Origin of the sequence: Pantoea agglomerans NBRC 102470, assembly GCF_001598475.1 — a bacterium.
Taxonomy (GTDB): domain Bacteria; phylum Pseudomonadota; class Gammaproteobacteria; order Enterobacterales; family Enterobacteriaceae; genus Pantoea; species Pantoea agglomerans.
Genome location: NZ_BCZA01000001.1, coordinates 654,615 through 674,095, shown reverse-complemented (window position 1 = coordinate 674,095; position 19,481 = coordinate 654,615). Strand labels below are relative to the sequence as shown.

Sequence of the window (19,481 nt, the reverse complement as noted above, 5' to 3'; positions counted from 1 at the left end):
CTTTGCGATGCCCACCAGGAGCGAACCATGAACGCCCGTCAGAATCCCTTCTTTAGCGTCAGCACACTGCCTTACCAGACTCCTCCTTTTGACCAGATTGAGGAGCAGGATTTTCTGCCCGCGCTGCAGGCGGGCATTGAGGAGAAGCGTCAGGAGATCGAGGCGATCGCACTGAACAGCGACGCGCCCAGCTTTTTCAACACTTATGAGGCGCTGGAGAGGAGCGGACAACTGCTCAACCGGGTGAATCTGGTGTTCAGTGCCATGACCTCGGCGCATACCAGCCCGTATCTGCAGCAGGTGGATGAGGAGATTGCGCCTCAGCTCACCGCGCTCAACGATGACATCATGCTTAATCGCCCGCTGTTTTCGCGGCTCGATGCGGTTTATCTGCAGCGCGCTAAACTGGATGCCGAATCAAAACGGCTGATCGAGGTGATCTGGCAGCGCTTTCAACTGGCGGGGGCTAATCTGCCGGAAGCGCAGAAACAGCAGCTCAAGACACTGAATCAGGAAGCGGCCCGCCTCGGTACCCGCTTCACCAACAAATTGCTGGCCGCCACTAAAGCGGGCGGGCTGGTCGTCGATGATCTGCAGAAGCTGGCGGGACTCTCACCGGCCGATCTGGCGGTGGCGCAGGCGGAAGCGCAGGCACGCGGACTGGAAAAACGCTGGCTGCTGGTGCTGCAAAACACCACCCAGCAACCCGCACTACAGAGCCTGGCCGATCGCGCAACCCGTGAAGCGCTGTTTGAGGCGGGCGTGACGCGCACTGAAAAAGGCGATGAGAACGACACCCGCGAGCTGGTATTACGTCTGGCGCAGGTCAGGGCCGAGCAGGCGCGGCTGCTGGGATTTGCCAGCTATGCCGAGTGGAAGTTACAGGATCAGATGGCCAAAACGCCTAAGGCGGCGCTGGCGTTTATGCATAACATCGTGCCTGCCGCGCGCGGTCGTGCGGAGCGTGAAGCGGCGGCTATCCAGCAGACCATCGATCAGCAGCAGGGCGATTTTACCCTGCAGGCCTGGGACTGGCGTTTTTATGCCGAACAGGTGCGGCGTGCCCGTTACGATCTGGATGAGAGCCAGATTAAGCCCTACTTCGAACTGAATTCGGTGCTGCAGAATGGCGTGTTCTGGGCGGCGACGCAGCTCTATGGCATCCGTTTCACGCCGCGACAGGATCTGCCGGTTTATCATCCCGACGTCCAGGTCTATGAGATTTTTGACGCCGATGAGACCCCGCTGGCGCTGTTTTACACCGACTTTTTTAAGCGCGACAGCAAAGGCGGCGGTGCCTGGATGAGCAACTTCGTCAACCAGTCTACGCTGCTCGACAGCAAACCGGTGATCTACAACGTCTGTAACTACACCAAACCGCCAGCCGGTGAACCGGCGCTGCTGAGCTGGGACGACGTTATCACGATGTTTCACGAGTTCGGTCACACGCTGCACGGTCTGTTTGCCAGCCAGCGCTATCCGAGCCTGTCGGGAACGGAAACCCCGCGCGATTTCGTTGAGTTTCCTTCGCAGATCAACGAGCACTGGGCCAGCGAGCCAGCGGTGTTCCGCAACTACGCTCGCCACTATCAGACTCAGGCGCTGATGCCCGCTGAGCTGCATGAAAAAATCGTCCGGGCCGCCACGTTCAACAAAGGCTACGAGATGAGCGAGCTGCTGGCTGCCGCGCTGCTGGATCTGCACTGGCACAGCCTTAACCGTGATTCCGCGCCGCAAAGCGTGGAGGGATTCGAGCAGCAGGCGTTACAGAGCGATAATCTGGCGCTGACGGCGGTGCCGCCGCGCTATCGCTCAAGCTATTTCCAGCACATCTGGGGCGGTGGCTATGCAGCAGGTTATTACGCCTATATCTGGACGCAGATGCTCGCCGACGATGGCTATCAGTGGTTTGCGGAACAGGGCGGACTGACGCGTGAGAACGGCGACCTCTTCCGACAGAAAATTCTGTCGCGGGGGAACAGCAGCGATCTCAAAACACTGTATGAAAGCTGGCGGGGCGGGCCTCCGCAGCTTGAGCCCATGCTGAAAAATCGCGGTCTGTCGGAGTCATAACAGAACGGGCTGTCACGCGCTGGTCGCGCTGACAGCCCGGTTTTATTCGTGTTAACCCAGCGGGCCACCTTCAATGGTTTCGCACATTCCGGCCAGCACCCGTTCACCGGTTTCGCTTTTCAGAGAGTCATACCATTCTGCCGTGATCGCCGGATCGCGCGCATGGGTGACGTCACAGCGTTTGCGCGCTTTCAGCACCAGATCTTTTACCCGTTCAACCCGTCGCGCCTGATAGCGCAGCAGTGCATCTTCAATACCCAGTGAATGAGAAGCCAGCGTCGAGGCCAGTACCACGGCATCTTCCATCGCCGCGCAGCCGCCCTGGCCGATATCGGGCGTGGTGCTGTGGGCGGCATCGCCCAGCAGGGCCACACGTCCTTTAACAAAGCGGCTGAAAGGTTCGATGTCGTGAATCTCAACCCGATTGGTGGTGTCAGGATTGATTGCCGCGATCAGCTGCTGTACCGGCTCCGCCCAGCCCTGAAAATAGCCGGTTAAGTCCGCTTTCACCGTACTGCGATCCTGCGGCAGTCCCTTCGGCAGCGGCACATCAAAGAAGAAGTAGAATCGATTGCCGCTGACCGGCATCAGCGACACCCGCTTGCCGTCACCGACAAAGGTGGTCCACTGATCGGCGGGCGCAATCCTCTCATCTATAGTGACCAGGCCATTCCAGTTAACGTAACCGGCGTAACGTCGTTCAAGCTTCTGCTCCAGCACATACTCGCGGATCACCGAATGGGTGCCATCGGCGGCAATCAGGAAATCGCCGGTGGCCTGAGTGTTGTCGGAAAAGGTGGCAATCACGCCACTGCCGGTCTGCTCGACCTGGATCACCCGCTTACCAAACTGCACCCGTTCACGCCCGAAGGTATCAATCAGCATCGCCTGCAGTTCTGCCCGCGCCACCGGACAGGGATATTCGCCAACCTGCTGCACCAGCGGCGCCATACTGAAGCGGGTCAGGGGCGCGCCGGTGGTGCCATCGTGATAGGCCATATAGGCCATGTTCCCGCCCAGCTCACGCAGCGCGGTTTTCATGCCCAGCGCATTCAGGCATTTAACACCGTTTGGCCAGATGGAAATCGCCGCGCCGACGGGCTTCATCTCCTTTATGGCTTCAAAGACCTCAACGTCAATTCCGGATTTCTCCAGCGCAATGGCACTACTCATGCCGCCTATACCTCCACCAATCACGATTGCTTTCATAATGCTCTCCTGTCTGCATACGTCACTTCCTGCAACTTTTGTACCAGAGAGATGGTGGTAGAGAGTTTTATATAAATAACAATGTAAATCATAGGCTTAATGTATAATGGGGGGCACCTGACTCCCGCCTTCCTCTTAATCAGTTGCACTGAATTGTGGCAAACGGGCGTGCAAAAAGGGTGCGGCTATAACCGTACTGCATCATTTGTTTCATTATCGCCCGTCTGTGTCTGTGTTAATCATCAGCCAGTGGAACGCGCCGGGCACTTTTCAGCATGGTCATTCTTATTACTTTAAAAGTTATTAACTAAAATCCTCATCCGCTTCGCTAATATTCCTGACAATTAATTAAACATTTACATAACAACTGGCGCGAATATTTCCCGGAAAATAATCGTTATATTCAATAAGGGGTTAGCCTGACACAGTTAAACACACCTGTTAATAAAAAATGCAAATTCATAACCAGACACAATTGTGTCTGTTTTAGCACCGTGCGAAATCATTAGCAAAAGCGTTCAGGCCGCGTCATTACCGGCTTTTAGGATATTGCTCAGACCCGCCAGTCACGATCACGTGATATAGATCACTCCGGACACAAGGACTCTGGAAGGCGAACATGAAAATTGGAATCACGAATAACCAGTATCCGGAGCAGCGTAATATCTTAGTTAATCCGGATAACGAATATATCAATCTGAAAAAGAGCAATCTGTTCTACTTTATTAACCCGCTACGAACCCGATTGCTCAAAAAAAATAAAACCTTTGTCTTTCAGCCTGTGCCTTTTTCAGGGGCATCGCGGGCTGACATCCTGCATCTGTTCAATGAAGTAGCGATAACCCCTCAGAAGTGGGTCGCGTCGTTTGAAACGGAGCTGCCGCGTGTGCTGCCGGTGGCGGGCGTCGCCAAGCAGGACAACCCCGAGCTGAAACGCCTCATTCCTTATCTGTTAAAAGATAACTGCCTGGGGTTGATTGCCATCTCAGATGCCACCCTGAACATTCAGATGAAACTGTTCAGGCCGGATATTGCCCAGCAAATCCGCCGTAAAACCCTGGTGCTGCATCCGCCGCAGAAGCTGTTTATCCAGCAGAAAACGCCGCGTCAGCCCGGTATTCTGAAACTGACCTTTGCCGGTAACGAGTTCTACCGCAAAGGCGGGGCTGAAGTCGTGCTGGCGATCAGTGAGCTGATTGAAGAGCGCAAACTGGAAGAGTCGCAGCTGGATGTGCAGCTGATTGGCGATCTCGCCAAGCGTCGTAACGTGGCGCACCGCCAGTTCCAGGATGATGAGACCTTCTATAGTGGTATTGAGAACCGCATCAAATGCTATCGCTGCTTCACGCATCATTCACAGATGGATAACGGCGCCCTGATGCAGCTGTTCCGCCAGAGCGATGCCGGACTGCTACCAACCTGGCAGGAGACGTACGGTTTCTCGGTACTGGAGATGCAGGCTAATGGCTGCCCGGTGATCACCAGCAACGTGCGCGCATTGCCAGAGATTAATCCTGCCAGCGCAGGCTGGGTGATTGCGAGTCCGCTGAACGCTGACCGTGAATACAGTATTACCTCGCCAGAGCAGAAAACGCAGCTACGCCAGTCGCTGGTGGAGGGGCTGAAATCGATACTGCTCGCTATTATCGACCGTCCTGAGATGCTGCAGGAGAAAGGTGAGGCGGCGATTCTGCGCATCAAAGATCAGCATGACACCCAGCGTTACATTGCCCGGCTCAACGATATCTACAGCCGTGGCGTGATTAATGTCACTCAACATCCCCCTGTGGTCTCAATTTGATTAGATTTCTCTGACGGGGCGCGCCAGACTGGCCATACTTAGTGCAGCGTCCCTCTGGAGAACTCTTATGAAAATGATCATCAGCCTGCTGCTGTCCGGATTACTGGGCAGCAGCGCCTTCGCTCAGCCCGCACCGCTTTTTCCGGCCCGCGCGCCCCTGGCACAGCTGACGCCCGTCGCTGCCCGCTGCGATGTCTCCGCCTGTCAGACCAACTGCTACACAGAACAATCGCACTGCAACACCCGGGACAACGGTGGCTGCAGTTCTCAGGCTCAGATGTGCGTGCAGGCCTGTGCCGACCAGTGTAAATAATTTAATTCAGTGAAGAATCCCTTAGTTGCCAATGAAAAAGTCTTTGTTTTATCTCGCATTATTCTCTCTTTCTGCCAGCTGTGTCGCCGCCGATCTCTCTTCACAGCAGGTTACTTCTCTGGTTAAAGCCGCGATCGAACCGCTGATGGAGCAGCAGGAGATCCCCGGCATGTCGGTGGCGGTGCTTTACAAAGGCCGGGCGCAGTTTGTGAACTTCGGCGTGGCCGATCTCGAATCACGTCGCCGGGTCACGGAAAACACGCTGTTTGAGCTGGGCTCCGTGAGCAAAACCTTTACCGGTACCCTGGCCGGCGTCATGATCCGCAACGGCGAAATACGCCTTAACGATCCGGTGCAGAAGTACTGGCCGCAGCTGACCGGTGAGCAGTGGCGTCCGGTGCGGATGCTGCATCTGGCGACTTATACCGCGGGCGGCCTGCCTCTACAGTTGCCGGATGATGTCACCGATCAGGCTTCGCTGCTGCGTTTCTATCAGGAATGGCAGCCAGAGGCAGCGCCCGGCACGCTCCGGCAGTACTCTAATGCCAGCATCGGTCTGTTTGGTTCGCTGATGGTAAAGGGCGATTATGAGCAGGCGATGGCGCGAAATGTGTTTCAGCCACTGCGTCTGACGCGCACCTATATCACCGTGCCGCCCTCGATGATGCTGGACTACGCCTGGGGCTATAAAAATGGCCAGCCGGTGCGGGTCTCACCTGGCATGCTGGATGCAGAAGCCTACGGCGTTAAATCCACCGCGCGTGACATGCTCACCTTTATGCAGGCGAATGTGGATCCTAACCGCCTCTCCTCAGGAAATGCCGTGCTGCGTAATGCCATTCGCACCGCGCAGGCGCGCTACTTCAAAGTCGGCACTCTGTTTCAGGGACTGGGCTGGGAGATCTACGACTGGCCGGTGACTGCCGATACGCTGATGGGCGACAGCGATAATGGAGTTGCGCTGCAACCCCGCCCGGCAACACTGCTCAATCCGGTCGGGCCGTCGCAGAGCGCCAGCTGGGTGCATAAAACCGGTGCAACCAATGGTTTTGGTGCCTATATCGCCTTTATTCCTGAGAGGAACAGCGGCGTCGTGATACTCGCCAACAAGAATTACCCTAATCCGCTGCGTATAAAGGCGGCGTGGCAGATTCTGCAGGCGTTACAGCAGGAGAAGCCTGAGTAACAGGCATCACGCTTGCTCAGCGACGGGGTAAAGCTGGCACCGCCTGTTCATTTGCGCTAAAATAAAAATCAAATGAACAGGAGGCTGCTATGTCTATCGCCATCTACACACCCGCTCAGCATCGTCGCGACAATTCGCTGCTGCATGCCCTGAATCTGCCGGAAACACTGCCTGATGCGCACCAGCGTATTGCGGTAGGGTTCAGCAGCGGCGTGCTGAAACGCACGGCGTCGTTGTCCACCTTTGACGAGGGCTGGCTGTGCCGTCTGGCGGGCATTGATCGCACCACCTACAACCGCAAAGTCAAAGATCCGCAGCAGACCTTTTCGCCCGATCAGAGCGGACGGATCTACATGCTGATCCGCGTCCTCTCTGCCGCCAGTAAACTGTTCCGCGACGACAGGCAGCGTCTGGTGCAGTGGCTGGAAACGCCCGCCAAAGCACTGGGCGGTAAGAAACCGGCGGAGATGACCACCACGGTGGCGGGTGCAGAAGCGGTGATTAACCTGATTGGCCAGCTTGAACATGGCGTGATTACCTGATGGCAGTACGTTTCTTTCGCCTGGTGAAGAGTGAGTATGCGATAACCGCCTTTGATGGTTTTGGTGCCCGCACTTACGGGGGGCGCTGGAATTCCGTGGGAACGGTCTGTGTCTATATGGGATCAAGCCGGGCGCTCTGTGTACTTGAGGCGCTGGTTCATCTCACCATTCAGGATCTGTCACACGACTACTCAATGCTGTCGATTAGCGTCCCTGAATCGCTGATTACCGAGCTCTCGCTGGCGGCACTCCCCGATGACTGGCAGGCCGATCCTGCGCCATCGTCCACGCGGCAAATTGGTGACGACTGGCTTGCCAGCCCGGATAACGGCCTGGTGCTGAAGGTGCCGAGCACGCTGACCGGTGAGTGGAATGCACTGTTCAATCCCCGTCATCCGGCAGCGGCTGGCATCATCAGTAAGGTGGTGGTAGAGCCATTTTTCTTCGATCCGCGTTTCAGGCTGCAATAGGGCGCCGGATTCGCCACTTTTCTCACCGCAACATCTCACATCACGCAGGCGCCTGCGATTCCGATAGCGCCTGCGCCGCGCAGATCAGCGCCAGATGACTCAGCCCCTGTGGCATATTGCCGCGCCAGCTCTGGCTGCGGACGTCATACATCTCATTGAAGATATCGACATTACCGTGGCCGTTCAGCGTAGCCAGGATCTCCTGCATCGCCTGTTCTGCCTCATCCGCCTCACCCATCTCTGCCCAGGCTTCCACCAGCCAGAAGGCGCAGGCGAGAAAGGTACTTTCTTCTTCTCTGACCCCGCTGTAGCGGTAGAGCATGGCGCTGCCGTCACCCAGTTTTTGCCGGATAGCCCGGTAGGTTGAGAGCATCCGCTGCGGATTGACCGCGTTGCCGTAGCTGTGAACCAGCGCCAGCGACGCGTCGAGGCGATCGTCACTGCCGGCGTAAAAGAGATAAGCCTGCTGTTGCTCTGACCAGCAGTGCGACTCAATCCAGTCGCGGATACGGTCACGTTCCCGCTGCCAGCGTCCCAGCCAGGTCGGTTCGATATGCTGGCTTTCTGCCAGCGCCACCGCCCGATCCAGCGCCATCCAGCAGGCCATTTTGGAGTGGGTGTAGTGTTGCAACTCCGGCAGCTCCCAGATGCCGCAATCCTTCTGCCGCCAGTGATCGGCGCAGCAGTTCGCCAGCTCGCCCAGCATGCGCGAGGTGGTGATATCCAGCACGTGTCCCGCCTCGATAAAATGCTGGGCTGTCACCAGCATGTCGCCATACATACTGAGCTGCAGCTGGTCACGGGCATTATTGCCGACCCGCACGGGCTGAGAGTTCTGATAGCCGCTCAGCGGCGGATAACGCTCAGCGGGGACCTCATCACCATTCAGGGCATAGCAGGCGCGCAGCCTGACGCCGTGGCGCATGATGGTCTGCGACAGCCAGGAAAAGGCCGCCTTACAATCTTCCAGCGCTCCGAGATAGACGAAGGCTTTAATAATCAGGCAGGCGTCGCGCACCCAGGCGTAGCGGTAATCATAATTTTTCTCGCCGCCGATCCCCTCCGGCAGGGAGGTGGTGGCAGCAGCAGCCAGTGCGCCGGTCGGGGAGTACCAGAGAAACTTCAGCGACAGGGCTGAGCGCTTCACCAGCGTCGGGTAGCGGCCCTCATAACTCAGGCTCTCCACCCAGCTGGTCCAGCCGGTGTGGCTGGTTTCAATCCGCTGATCGATAGCCTCCAGCGGCGGCACCGCCAGCGGCTCTTTCTCGGTAACCAGCAGCGCGCAGAGCGAGCGGGAACCGGCATAGGTACGCAGCGTAGCGCAGACCTGCTCGTCATCCAGCTCTGTGATCTGAATATCTTCGCTGGTGCGCAACATCGCCATGATCTCCGCGATGTGAAACACCTTGCCTTTCTCATTATCGGCCACCCACGGTGAACGGGTTTCAGCGGCGGTGCCGAAGCGCAGGGTGATCGCTAATTCCACTTCACCGCTGACACCCTCTATGCGGCGAGCCAGTTCGCACCAGGGCAGACGGCCCGCCAGCGTGCTGTTAATCGATTCGGTCAGCAGCACGGTGCCGTCACGGGTTTCGAAGCGGGTCTCCAGCACATTGCTGTTATCGCGGTAGCGGCGTGAGACCTGATAAGGCGCACGCGGGACAATCTGGAAGTAGCCACCGAGTCCGGCATCAAGCAGGCGATCAAACAGGGGCTTTGCGTCGAGATTGGGCGCGCACCACCAGTCAATGGAACCGTCCGGCGCAATCAGCGCGACTGAACGGCCTTCACCAATGGCGGCATAGTCACCCAGGCCCGCAAAGCCCTCTTTTCTGACCGGCGAATGAAAGATCGGGTTTTCCATAATCTGCTTCCTTATATCACGGTGGCGAGGGTTCTTAAGCGGGGCAAAAGCGGGACAAAAAAATGGCCGCGTTATGCGGCCACCTGAGTGAGATTACAGCGTACCGGTGCCGCCATCAGAACACCAGACCTGCCCGGAGGAGTAACTGCTCTCGGTTGAGGCCAGGGTAACGTAGAGTGGGGCGATCTCAACCGGCTGGCCCGGACGGCCCATCGGTGTATCGGCACCAAACTGCTTCACTTTCTCCATCGGCTGTCCGCCGCTGGACTGCAGCACGGTCCAGTATGGCCCTGGCGCGACGGCGTTAACCCGGATGCCGTCGCCACCCAGCTGCTTCGCCAGGGATTTGGTAAAGGCGACGATGGCCGCTTTGGTCTGCGCATAGTCGAGCAGAATATCGCTGGGTTTAAACGCCTGTACGGACGAAGTATTAATAATGGACGCACCGCGTGGCAGATATTCCAGCGCCGCTTTGGTGATCCAGAACATCGCATAAACGTTGGTTTTAAACGTCGCGTCAAAATCTTCCGTACTCAGGGTCCGGATGGACTCATTAAATTGCTGACGACCGGCGTTATTAACCAGAATATCCAGGCCACCTAATTTATCGGCTGCCTCTTTGACCAGCTGTTGACAGAATTCTTCAGAACGAATGTCGCCCGGAATAGCAAAAACTTTACGGCCTTCCGCTTCGATTAATTTAATCACTTCATCGGCGTCGGGCTGTTCTTCCGGCAGGTAGTTAATCACCACATCTGCGCCTTCACGGGCATAAGCGATAGCCACCGCGCGGCCAATACCGGAGTCACCGCCGGTGATCAGCGCCTTGCGGCCGGTCAGTCGGCCCGTGCCGCGATAGCTGGTTTCACCGTGGTCGGGAACCGGGATCATTTTGCTGGCCAGGCCTGGCGCCTGTTGTGGCTGATCCTCAAAAGGAGGTTTAGGAAATTGATCCAGATCGAGCGTCTTGTTAGTTGGTGTAGCCATTGTATGCTCCTTGAACAGAGTTATCTGAGACATTAAGCCTGGCACAAATGTGATATTTGTCACATCTGACTGCTGATTCATTGAGCAGTTAAAACCAGAAGAACTTAATAATGCAGATAAAGCGTAGACAGAAAATCGGAACACTGTGCAGTAGCGTCCGATTATTTTTCAGTGCAGGGGCGGGATATTTAAAGCGAAGCGTAAGATCGGTTGTGGATTATTTCAGGGCGTAATTACATAGCGGAAGAAAATAAAAAAGGGCGGTTAACCGCCGCGTACCGAACCGCGCCAGACCACATCTACCGGATATATTCTCCGCTCCTGCTGCTGTTCATTTTTTGGCATCAGCGTCTCCGGTTGCGCTTCCGTTTCCACCAGCCAGGCAATGGCATCGCGGGCGAACTGCTCCACCGGCTGTGCAAAGGTCGTGAGGTTGTAAGAGGCCCAGCCCGACTGCGCGATATTATCGTGTCCGATGATGCAGAGATCGTCCGGAATACGCAGCGCAAAGCGGTGACGCGCCTCATCCATAAAGCCGCAGGCGAGCAGGTCGGTGGCACAGTACACCGCATCAGGGCGAACTTTACGCGTCAGCAGACGCTGGGCCAGAATCTGGCCGCTTTCGTAAGAGGTGGTGCCGAACCGCTCCACCTGGACCGTGACGCCCACTTTCTGCGCGGCGGCCAGAAAATCCGCTTCGCGCTTCAGCAGACTCGGCGTTCCCGCCAGCGAATTGACAAAGGCGATGCGGCTGCATCCCGCCCGCACAAACGCGTTAACCGCCATTTCTGCGGCGGGGCGGGAGTCGAGGTTGATACTGAGCGTGCCGGGCAGGGATTCGTCGCGGTTAATCAGCACCAGATGCTGACCATGTTTGTAGCAGAGCCGGGTGATGCCGCTGTCCGGCATGCCAGAGAGAATAATCGAAGCGTCGGCGCGAAAATTAATCGCCTGCTGCAGCGCGGCGGAAACGCGCGCATCGGATCGGTCAGTGTTAATCAGCATCGCCACTTTTCCCGCTTCCTGCAGATACTGGGTCATCCAGCGCACCAGGCTGGCACGGTAGGGCGTGTCCACCTCGGAGGCAATTAAGCAGACGATGCCGCTGCGGTTGCGCACCAGGCCGCGCGCCAGATGATTGACGTGATAGCCCAGTTCCTCCGCCGCTCTCATCACCCGCTGACGGGTAGCATCTGACACGCTGGCTCCCGGTGTAAAAGTGCGGGAGACCGCTGAGCGGGAGACGCCCGCCCGGTCAGCCACATCCTGCGCACTCACCACCGCCTTTAGCTGCTGCATGTTCTCTCCTCGCCTGACATTGTCTGCACTGAGTTTGCCTGAAGTTGCAAGCCTGTGCAAAAAATACAGACGGGCGAAAGGTTTCAAATTTGTGACAGCGACTGACAATTGCTTAACAACTGAATTGACACTACCTCAGGCCCGCCGTACTAATCTGCACACACGTTTGCACACATGTGCAAAAGCTGGCGCGCCTGCGTCATCCAGCCCAGGAGAACACCATGCGTTATTCCTCTCTGCTCGCTGCTGTAATCGTCTGCCCTATAGTGCCGTTTGCTGCCTCGGCGGCGGGCAATCTTAATATGATCTGCTCAGCCGATGTGGTGGTGTGCGAACAGATGACCACGCTGTTCAGCCAGTCCCATCCCGATATTAAACTCAGCATGGTGCGGCTCTCTGCCGGTGAAGCGTATGCCCGTATCCGCAGCGAGGCACGCAATCCCCGTACCGATATCTGGTGGGCCGGTACCGGCGATCCGCACATGCAGGCTGCTGAAGAGGGGCTGACCCAGGCCTATAAATCGCCACTGCTCGATCAGCAGCAGCCCTGGTCACAAAAAGTGGCGGAGATCTCCGGTTATCGCACCGTGGGCGTTTATGCCGGTGCGCTGGGCTGGGGCTATAACACCAGACTGCTGGCGGAGAAAAAGCAGAAAGTGCCTGCCTGCTGGGCGGATTTACTCGACCCTGGCTTTAAAGGCGAGATTCAGATCGCCAATCCCAACTCTTCCGGCACGGCCTATAACACCCTGGCGACGCTGGTGCAGATCATGGGCGAAGACAAAGCCTTTGACTACCTGAAGAAGCTCAACGCCAACATCTCGCAATATACCAAGTCCGGCTCTGCTCCGGTCAAAGCCGCCGCGCGCGGTGAAACCACCATCGGCATTGTCTTTATGCATGATGCCGTCGCGATGGAAGTAGATGGCTTCCCGATTAAGCCCGTCGCGCCCTGTGAAGGCACTGGCTATGAAATAGGTTCGATGTCGATCATCAAAGGGGCACGAAACCTGGCCAATGCCAAAGCCTGGTATGACTGGGCGCTCAGCGCTGAAGCACAGTCGCATATGAAAGAGGCGAAATCGTTCCAGCTGCCCTCTAACCGCAAGGCGGAGATCTCTGAATATGCACCGCGCTTCGAGAACATCAGGCTGATCGATTATGACTTTAAAACCTATGGTGACTCAGCAAAACGCAAAGCGCTGCTGGGCCGCTGGGATAAAGAGATTGGTGCCAGCGCACAATAACGGTGGTGCGCCCCCGGCCACCTGAGCCGGGTCTGTGCCAGACCGCGGTGGCGTAAGCCTGATGTCCGCTTCCTGATCGAGGTGATTTATGAATGCGCACAATCGTCGCTTAACCGGCGCGCTGCTGGCGGGCGCCAGCGCGCTGACGCTGCTGCCCTGGTATAGCCTGGAGCAGGGCTTCTTCTCGGGTGACTGGCTGTTCAGCTTATGGGGTGATGAGACCAATGCGCCTGCGCTGGGGCAGCTCGCGTTACACAGCTGGCTGGGTATCGCCGTGGCGCTGTGGCTGCTCTGTGCTGGCAGCGCCTTTCTGCCCCCGGGCCGCACCCGCAGCACGCTGCTGCTGCTGTTCAGCACCTGCGGCATTCTGTTTCTGGTGCTGGAAGGGCATGCCATCGGTTTCAGTGGCTGGAACTGGTTATGGCTGGAGAACCTCACCGGCCCGCTGGCGCAGGGACAACCGGCGATGGGTGCGGGTGCGCTGCTGTTGCTGACTATATTTTTGCTGATTTTCGCCTTTGCCCTGGCGGAGCGCGGCGTGCTGAAAGGCGATGCCTTTGTGGTGGCGTCGATTGTGCTGCTGGTGGCGCTGGTCACGACCTTTGTGCTCTATCCGGTGCTGAGCCTGTTTGTCGCCTCGGTGCAGGATATTGATGGCAGTTTTAAACCTGACGGACTGATTGCCAATATGCAGGATCCCGCCATCTGGAGCCTCGGCTGTTTTACCGGTGGCACCTGCGGCACCGCCTGGCGCACGCTGGGACTGGCGCTGATGACGGCCAGTGGCGCTACGCTGCTGGGACTGGCGTTTGCACTGGCGGCGACGCGCACCTCGCTGCCGTGTAAAAAAGCGCTGCGGATGCTGACCATTCTGCCGATTATCACGCCGCCGTTTGTCATCGGTCTGGCGCTGATCCTGCTGTTTGGCCGCTCCGGCGTGGTCACCGAATCGCTGGCGACGCTGTTCGGCATCGAGCCGGGCCGCTGGCTCTATGGCATGACCGGCATCTGGATTGCCCAGGTGCTCTCCTTTACCCCCATCGCCTTTCTGGTGCTGATTGGGGTGGTCGAGGGCGTCAGTCCGTCACTGGAAGAGGCGTCACAGACCCTGCGTGCCAGCCGCTGGCGCACTTTCTCCCGCATCTCGCTGCCGCTGATGGCGCCGGGGCTGGCCAACGCCTTCTTAATCAGCTTTATCGAAAGCATGGCCGATTTCGGTAACCCGATGGTGCTGGGCGGCAGTCACGGCGTGCTGTCGACGGAGATCTTCTTCTCCGTGGTCGGCGCACAGAACGACCCGAGTCGCGCGGCGGTGCTGGCGATGATCCTGCTGGGCTTCACCCTGGCCGCTTTTCTGGTGCAGCGCGTCTGGCTCTCCGGCAAAAGCTTCGCCACTGTCACCGGCAAAGGCGATGGCGGCCGTCATGTGATGCTGCCGCGTCCGGTGCGCTACAGCGTCTATGGCATGGTGATACCCTGGGGTCTTTTCACCCTTGTGATCTACGGCATGATCATGATTGGCGGCTTTGTGCAGTCCTGGGGGCTGAATAACAATCTGACGCTGGATCACTATATCCGCGCCTTTAGCGTCAGCGTTAATCAGGGGCAACTGGTCTGGAGCGGCGTCGCCTGGAGCTCTTTCTGGACCACGCTGGAGATCGCCCTTATCGCCGCGCCACTCACGGCCATTGTCGGACTGCTGACCGCCTGGCTGATTGTGCGACAGAAGTTTGCCGGTCGTCAGACCTTTGAATTCATGCTGATGCTGAGCTTTGCCATTCCCGGCACGGTGATTGGTGTGAGCTATGTCATGGCGTATAACCTGCCGCCGCTGGAGATCACCGGTACCGCGATGATCCTGATCGCCTGCTTTGTCTTCCGTAATATGCCGGTCGGCGTGCGTGGTGGTATTGCGGCGATGAGCCAGCTGGATAAAAGCCTGGATGAAGCCTCACTGACGCTGGGCGCAAACAGTTTCCGTACCCTGCGTAAAGTGGTGCTGCCGCTGCTGAAACCGGCCATCAGCGCCGCGCTGGTTTACGCCTTTGTGCGGGCCATTACCTCTATCAGCGCGGTGATTTTCCTGGTCAGCGCCCAGTACAACATGGCGACCTCGTACATTGTCGGGCTGGTGGAGAACGGTGAGTATGGCGTGGCGATTGCCTACTCCTCGGTATTGATAGTGGTGATGCTGCTGATCATTGGCCTTTTCCAGCTGCTGGTGGGCGAACGTCGCCTGCGTCGTGCAATCCAACCGGCGGTGATTATTGCCGCACCCTCTGCATCCACTCTGACTCAGGAGAGAGCCGTATGACGACCATTAACGCCGGATCGGTGGTGTTTGAACATGTCGCAAAGCGTTTTGCCGGTTTTACTGCCGTGCCGGATCTGTCGCTCACCGTAGAGCCGGGTACGCTGGTGACGCTGCTCGGGCCGTCCGGCTGCGGCAAGACCACTACGCTGCGACTGCTGGCCGGGCTGGAGCATCCCACCGCAGGGCGGATTCTGATTGGCGGCAAAGATGTCACCCATCTGCCCGCCAACGAGCGCGACGTGGCGATGGTGTTTCAGTCCTACGCGCTGTTTCCCCATATGAACGCCATCGACAATATTCTCTACGGGCTGCTTTCCTCGGGCATGAACAAACGCGAGGCGCAGGACAGGGCGCGCGAGGGGCTGAAGCTGGTGGGTCTGGAGAGTCAGGGGCAGCGGCTGCCGTCGGAGCTCTCTGGCGGACAGCAGCAGCGTATTGCGGTCGCCCGCGCGCTGGTGCTGGAACCGCAGGTGCTGCTACTCGATGAGCCGCTGTCGAACCTTGATGAGCGTCTGCGCCGTCGGGTGCGCACCGACATCCGCGATCTGCAGCAGCGGCTCGGGTTTACGGCGGTTTATGTGACCCATGACCAGGAGGAGGCGCTGGCGGTCTCCGATAAGATTATTGTCATGAAAGAGGGGGATATTGCCCAGCAGGGTGCGCCGGAGACGCTTTACCATTCGCCCAATTCGGTCTTTATCGCGGACTTTATGGGGGAGGCGAATATTCTGCCCTGTGAAGTGGAAGAGGCGGATGCGGATGACGCGCTGGTCCGCCTGGGTAATCAGCGCTTCCGGGTACGAGGTGCCGGTGCAAAAACCGGCAGTGCTCAGCTGGCGGTGCGACCGCAGTTTATTACATTGTCCGGCGACGGTCAGGGGGCGCTGCAGGGGGAGGTCATTCACAGCACCTGGCTGGGTGACCATATCGAATATGAAGTCGCCACCGAACTGGGCGCGCTGTTCATTATCGATCCGCAGATGGAACAGCGTCTGCCGCTCGCCACCACAGTTGGCGTCAACTTTAAGCCGCAGGGCCTTGCCCTGATTGCCCGTTAATCTGACTAACTCAAGGAGTTCGCATGGAATCGCATGATGAAATAATGGCGCGTCTGGCTTTAGCGGAAGCCGTTGCCCGTGAAGGTGGCGCGACGGCGTTATCTTACTTCAACCGTCGCGAGACGCTGGTGGTGGAGACCAAGTACGATTTGCAGGATGTGGTGTCGATTGCTGACCGTGAAGTGGAGCAGCTGATTGCCAGCCGTATACGGGATGCGTTTCCCGATGATGGCTTTCTGGGTGAGGAGTCGGGACTGCAGGTGGGAGAGTCTGACTACACCTGGGTGGTTGATCCAATCGATGGCACCAGCCCGTTTCTCAATGGGATGCCGAGCTGGTGTGTTTCCGTCGCGGTACTGCGCGGCGATGTGCCGGTCATCGGGGTGATTTTCGCGCCGACCTATCAGGAGTGCTACGTGGCGGCACTGGGGCAGGGCGCGACGCTCAACGGTCATCGTCTGCAGGTCGATCCCACACGCACGCTGCAAAACCACGTTACCGGTTTTGGTGCCAACAGTTATGTCAGCCCGCAGCAGGTAGGCGAGATTGTGGCAGCACTGCTGTCGGCAGGCGGTAACTTTATCCGCATTGGTTCCGGCGCACTGATGCTGGCCTGGGTCGCCGCCGGTCGGGTCGTGGGTTACTACGAACCCTATATGCACGCCTGGGATTGCCTGGCGGGTTACTGCCTGGTGAAAGAGGCGGGCGGCTGGTACCACCCGTTTAACACCGAAGGCGATCGCATCACTAAAGGCGCGCAGGTCCTGGCCGTGGCTCCGGGTGCCGAAGCAGATCTGCGGCGCATTGCCGGTTTATAATTATGTGACCCTGTCACGCTGACTGTACTGTGGTCAGCGTGATGCTTTTGGCCGTAGCGTTTTGGTCAGATAGTGACGCTGCATACCGGTTTGCGGAAAATCGGGCAGGGACATCTGCGGCTGATAACCCTGTTTCTGATAAAACGGCAGGGCCTGAAAACTAAAGGTATCCACCAGCGCATAGAGACATCCCATCTTTCCCGCCTCCTGCTCGGCGGCTTCCAGCAGTGCGCTACCCAGACCACTGCCACGGAGCGTTTCGTCCACCCAGAGATAATCGATACAGAGCCAGTTTCCTTTGCGTGCGGCGATCACTCCCCCGCGCAACGTTCCCTGTTCGTCCCTGTGAGAAACCGACAGCGGTCCCCAGTTATCGCGGCTGATAAATTGCCGGTTGTAAGCCCCCAGTCCTGCCAGCAACTCTTCCCGATCGTCGTCGTTGACCTGATGGGTAAGGGTAAATGTGCTCATCCTCGTCCTCTTTTAATCGTGGTTCCTGTTTATCCCCTGCAAAGGATAATTGTGCGATTATCCGCTATGGGGTATAAAGTAATTATTATCCCCTTTAGCGGATAAATGACATTTTATACCCTATCGGGGATAACACGGCTGCGCTATGCTTACAGCCTGTGATCCAGAAGGAGTCACCCCATGATATACAGCCCGCTACAGCTGGCAAACCGGCTAAAGCTCATTCGTCAGCGCAATGGCTGGACCCAGAGTGAACTGGCGAAAAAGGTCGGCCTGAAACAGGCCACCATCTCTCACTTTGAAAATGCCCCTGACAGTACCTCGCTGGCAACGCTGTTTAAGCTGTTACAGTCGCTGGAGCTGAGTCTGGAAGTTCAGGAGAAAGAGGAGGCCGGTGCGCCTCAGCTGCATGATGAGGATGAGTGGTAATGCAAAGGTTGATTGCGTGGATGAACGGCGAGCGGGTAGGCGTACTCACCCGCCAGCGAAACGGCGCTCATGAGTTTCAGTATGATACCGGCTGGCTGAGTAATCCGCTCTCCAGGCCGCTGTCACTTTCGATGCCGTTGCAGGTTAAGGCTCTCACCTCACACGCCGTGATTAACTTCTTCGATAACCTGCTGCCGGATAGCCCATTGATTCGCGACAGAATCGTGGCGCGTTACCAGATTAAATCCCGTCAGCCCTTTGATCTGTTGCAGGAAGTGGGACGTGACAGCGTCGGGGCGACTATGCTGCTGCCGCCCGATATGCCACTGCCCGCACTGCAGGCCCGCTATGAAGTGCTGGATGAAACCCGGCTCGAAAGCGTGCTGTCGGCCTATCAGTCAGATATCCCGCTGGGGATGCTGCGTGAAGAGACCGATTTCCGTATCTCGGTCGCAGGGGCGCAGGAGAAAACCGCACTGCTGCTGACCGATGAAGGCTGGAGCATTCCTGCCGGTGCCACGCCCACCTCGCACATCATTAAGCTGCCGATCGGAGAGATTAAACAGCCGGCCGCGACGCTGGATATGCGTGAAAGTGTGGAGAATGAGTATCTCTGTCTGGCGCTGGCCCGTGCACTCGGTATCGACGTGCCGCAGGCAACGATTATCCGTGCCGGACAGATGCGCGCCCTGGCGGTAGAACGTTTCGACCGCCGCTGGTCACGCGATAAAACCCGGTTGATTCGCCTGCCGCAGGAGGATTTCTGTCAGGCGCTGGGACTGCCATCTTCAACCAAATATGAGTCGGATGGCGGGCCAGGCATTGCGGAGATCATGCAGATACTGATGGGATCGAGCAACGCCATCGAAGATCGCTATCGCTTTATGATGTTCCAGGTGTTTCAGTGGCTGATTGGCGCAACCGACGGTCACGCCAAGAACTTCTCACTGTTTATTGAGCGCGGCGGCAGTTATCGACTGACTCCCTTTTATGATGTGATCTCCGCTTACCCGGTACTGGGCGGCACCGGTCTGAACAAGCGAGCGCTGAAACTGGCGATGGGTCTGCGTGCCACTAAGGGGAAGAAGACAGAGATCGACAAAATCTTCCCGCGCCATTTTATCGCCACGGCAAAAAGCGTCAGTTTTGATCGTGACAGTTTGCAGCAGATCTTCGACTTCTTTATTAAGGCCTTTCCCCAGGCAGTGGTCTCGGTGCGCGATGCCTTGCCGCCCGATTTCCCGCAGCACATCGCCGACGCCATCTTCAGTCATTCACTCATAATGCTGGAGCGGCTGCGGCACAAAGAGTGATGGCGCTTATGAGCTGGCAATATCCTGAAAAACCTCTCCTCATGTGTATGGCTAAAAGCCTGTCGGCTATGCTTATCTGACAGGCTT

The 19,481-nt window shown here is 57.5% G+C and carries 17 protein-coding genes; 12 read left to right on the top strand and 5 right to left on the bottom strand.

Features of this window, described 5'->3' with window-relative positions; translation table 11 throughout:
* Nucleotides 1-27: 27 nt before the first annotated feature.
* Entirely contained in the window at nt 28-2,073 is a 2,046-nt protein-coding gene (dcp, locus tag PAG01S_RS03200; protein ID WP_062757667.1) for a peptidyl-dipeptidase Dcp, read from the top strand.
* Between the two features lie 51 nt (nt 2,074-2,124).
* Here the strand turns inward: dcp and hpxO are convergent, their stop codons facing one another.
* Nucleotides 2,125-3,282 carry an FAD-dependent urate hydroxylase HpxO gene (gene hpxO, locus PAG01S_RS03195; RefSeq protein ID WP_061901435.1) on the bottom strand — a complete coding sequence of 386 codons (1,158 nt, stop codon included), beginning with the start codon at nt 3,280-3,282 and terminating at the stop codon, nt 2,125-2,127.
* Between the two features lie 619 nt (nt 3,283-3,901).
* Between hpxO and PAG01S_RS03190 the strand changes: the two genes are divergently transcribed.
* From PAG01S_RS03190 to PAG01S_RS03170, 5 genes are all read left to right on the top strand, one after another.
* Nucleotides 3,902-5,083: a glycosyltransferase family 4 protein gene (locus PAG01S_RS03190; protein WP_062757665.1), complete on the top strand. Its 1,182-nt coding sequence runs from the start codon at nt 3,902-3,904 to the stop codon at nt 5,081-5,083.
* A 67-nt stretch (nt 5,084-5,150) separates the two neighbouring features.
* Nucleotides 5,151-5,396, top strand: a complete 246-nt coding sequence (locus tag PAG01S_RS03185; protein WP_022625634.1) for a hypothetical protein — start codon at nt 5,151-5,153, stop codon at nt 5,394-5,396.
* A 31-nt stretch (nt 5,397-5,427) separates the two neighbouring features.
* Nucleotides 5,428-6,582, top strand: coding sequence for a class C beta-lactamase (gene ampC, locus PAG01S_RS03180; RefSeq protein ID WP_052271938.1), 1,155 nt, complete (start codon nt 5,428-5,430; stop codon nt 6,580-6,582).
* A gap of 89 nt (nt 6,583-6,671) precedes the next feature.
* A complete protein-coding gene (locus PAG01S_RS03175; RefSeq protein WP_010244850.1) occupies nt 6,672-7,124 on the top strand; it encodes an Xre family toxin-antitoxin system antitoxin in 453 nt (150 codons plus the stop codon).
* Nucleotides 7,124-7,594 (top strand): RES family NAD+ phosphorylase, encoded by a 471-nt coding sequence (locus PAG01S_RS03170; RefSeq protein WP_033757682.1) that lies wholly within the window; start codon nt 7,124-7,126, stop codon nt 7,592-7,594. Before PAG01S_RS03175 ends, PAG01S_RS03170 begins: the two co-directional genes overlap by 1 nt.
* Before the next feature lie 40 nt (nt 7,595-7,634).
* On the opposite strand, the gene PAG01S_RS03165 is transcribed toward PAG01S_RS03170, so the two are convergent.
* The 3 genes from PAG01S_RS03165 to PAG01S_RS03155 all read right to left on the bottom strand — a co-directional run bounded on the left by PAG01S_RS03165 (nt 7,635) and on the right by PAG01S_RS03155 (nt 11,744).
* On the bottom strand, nt 7,635-9,458 hold the full coding sequence (locus PAG01S_RS03165) for a glycoside hydrolase family 15 protein (RefSeq protein WP_033767271.1): 1,824 nt from the start codon (nt 9,456-9,458) through the stop codon (nt 7,635-7,637).
* Between the two features lie 93 nt (nt 9,459-9,551).
* Nucleotides 9,552-10,445, bottom strand: a complete 894-nt coding sequence (locus tag PAG01S_RS03160; RefSeq protein WP_010244858.1) for an SDR family oxidoreductase — start codon at nt 10,443-10,445, stop codon at nt 9,552-9,554.
* A 264-nt stretch (nt 10,446-10,709) separates the two neighbouring features.
* Complete coding sequence (locus PAG01S_RS03155; protein WP_062757664.1) at nt 10,710-11,744, bottom strand: LacI family DNA-binding transcriptional regulator; 1,035 nt, start codon at nt 11,742-11,744, stop codon at nt 10,710-10,712.
* 221 nt (nt 11,745-11,965) lie between these two features.
* Here PAG01S_RS03155 and PAG01S_RS03150 point away from each other — a divergent pair, with 221 nt between their 5' ends.
* From PAG01S_RS03150 to PAG01S_RS03135, 4 genes are all read left to right on the top strand, one after another.
* Nucleotides 11,966-12,991 carry an ABC transporter substrate-binding protein gene (locus PAG01S_RS03150; RefSeq protein ID WP_033757674.1) on the top strand — a complete coding sequence of 342 codons (1,026 nt, stop codon included), beginning with the start codon at nt 11,966-11,968 and terminating at the stop codon, nt 12,989-12,991.
* 88 nt (nt 12,992-13,079) lie between these two features.
* Nucleotides 13,080-15,305 carry an ABC transporter permease gene (locus PAG01S_RS03145; protein WP_062757662.1) on the top strand — a complete coding sequence of 742 codons (2,226 nt, stop codon included), beginning with the start codon at nt 13,080-13,082 and terminating at the stop codon, nt 15,303-15,305.
* Complete coding sequence (locus PAG01S_RS03140) at nt 15,302-16,363, top strand: ABC transporter ATP-binding protein (protein ID WP_033757668.1); 1,062 nt, start codon at nt 15,302-15,304, stop codon at nt 16,361-16,363. Before PAG01S_RS03145 ends, PAG01S_RS03140 begins: the two co-directional genes overlap by 4 nt.
* Before the next feature lie 23 nt (nt 16,364-16,386).
* Nucleotides 16,387-17,181, top strand: coding sequence for an inositol monophosphatase family protein (locus tag PAG01S_RS03135; RefSeq protein WP_010244873.1), 795 nt, complete (start codon nt 16,387-16,389; stop codon nt 17,179-17,181).
* Nucleotides 17,182-17,214: 33 nt separating this feature from the next.
* Here PAG01S_RS03135 and PAG01S_RS03130 read toward each other — a convergent pair whose 3' ends face one another.
* A complete protein-coding gene (locus PAG01S_RS03130; RefSeq protein ID WP_060680221.1) occupies nt 17,215-17,652 on the bottom strand; it encodes a GNAT family N-acetyltransferase in 438 nt (145 codons plus the stop codon).
* Nucleotides 17,653-17,832: 180 nt separating this feature from the next.
* Between PAG01S_RS03130 and hipB the strand changes: the two genes are divergently transcribed.
* Nucleotides 17,833-18,081 (top strand): type II toxin-antitoxin system antitoxin HipB, encoded by a 249-nt coding sequence (gene hipB, locus PAG01S_RS03125; protein ID WP_010244879.1) that lies wholly within the window; start codon nt 17,833-17,835, stop codon nt 18,079-18,081.
* Complete coding sequence (locus PAG01S_RS03120) at nt 18,081-19,394, top strand: type II toxin-antitoxin system HipA family toxin (protein WP_022625645.1); 1,314 nt, start codon at nt 18,081-18,083, stop codon at nt 19,392-19,394. The genes hipB and PAG01S_RS03120 overlap by 1 nt, the downstream gene beginning before the upstream one ends.
* Nucleotides 19,395-19,481: the final 87 nt, after the last annotated feature.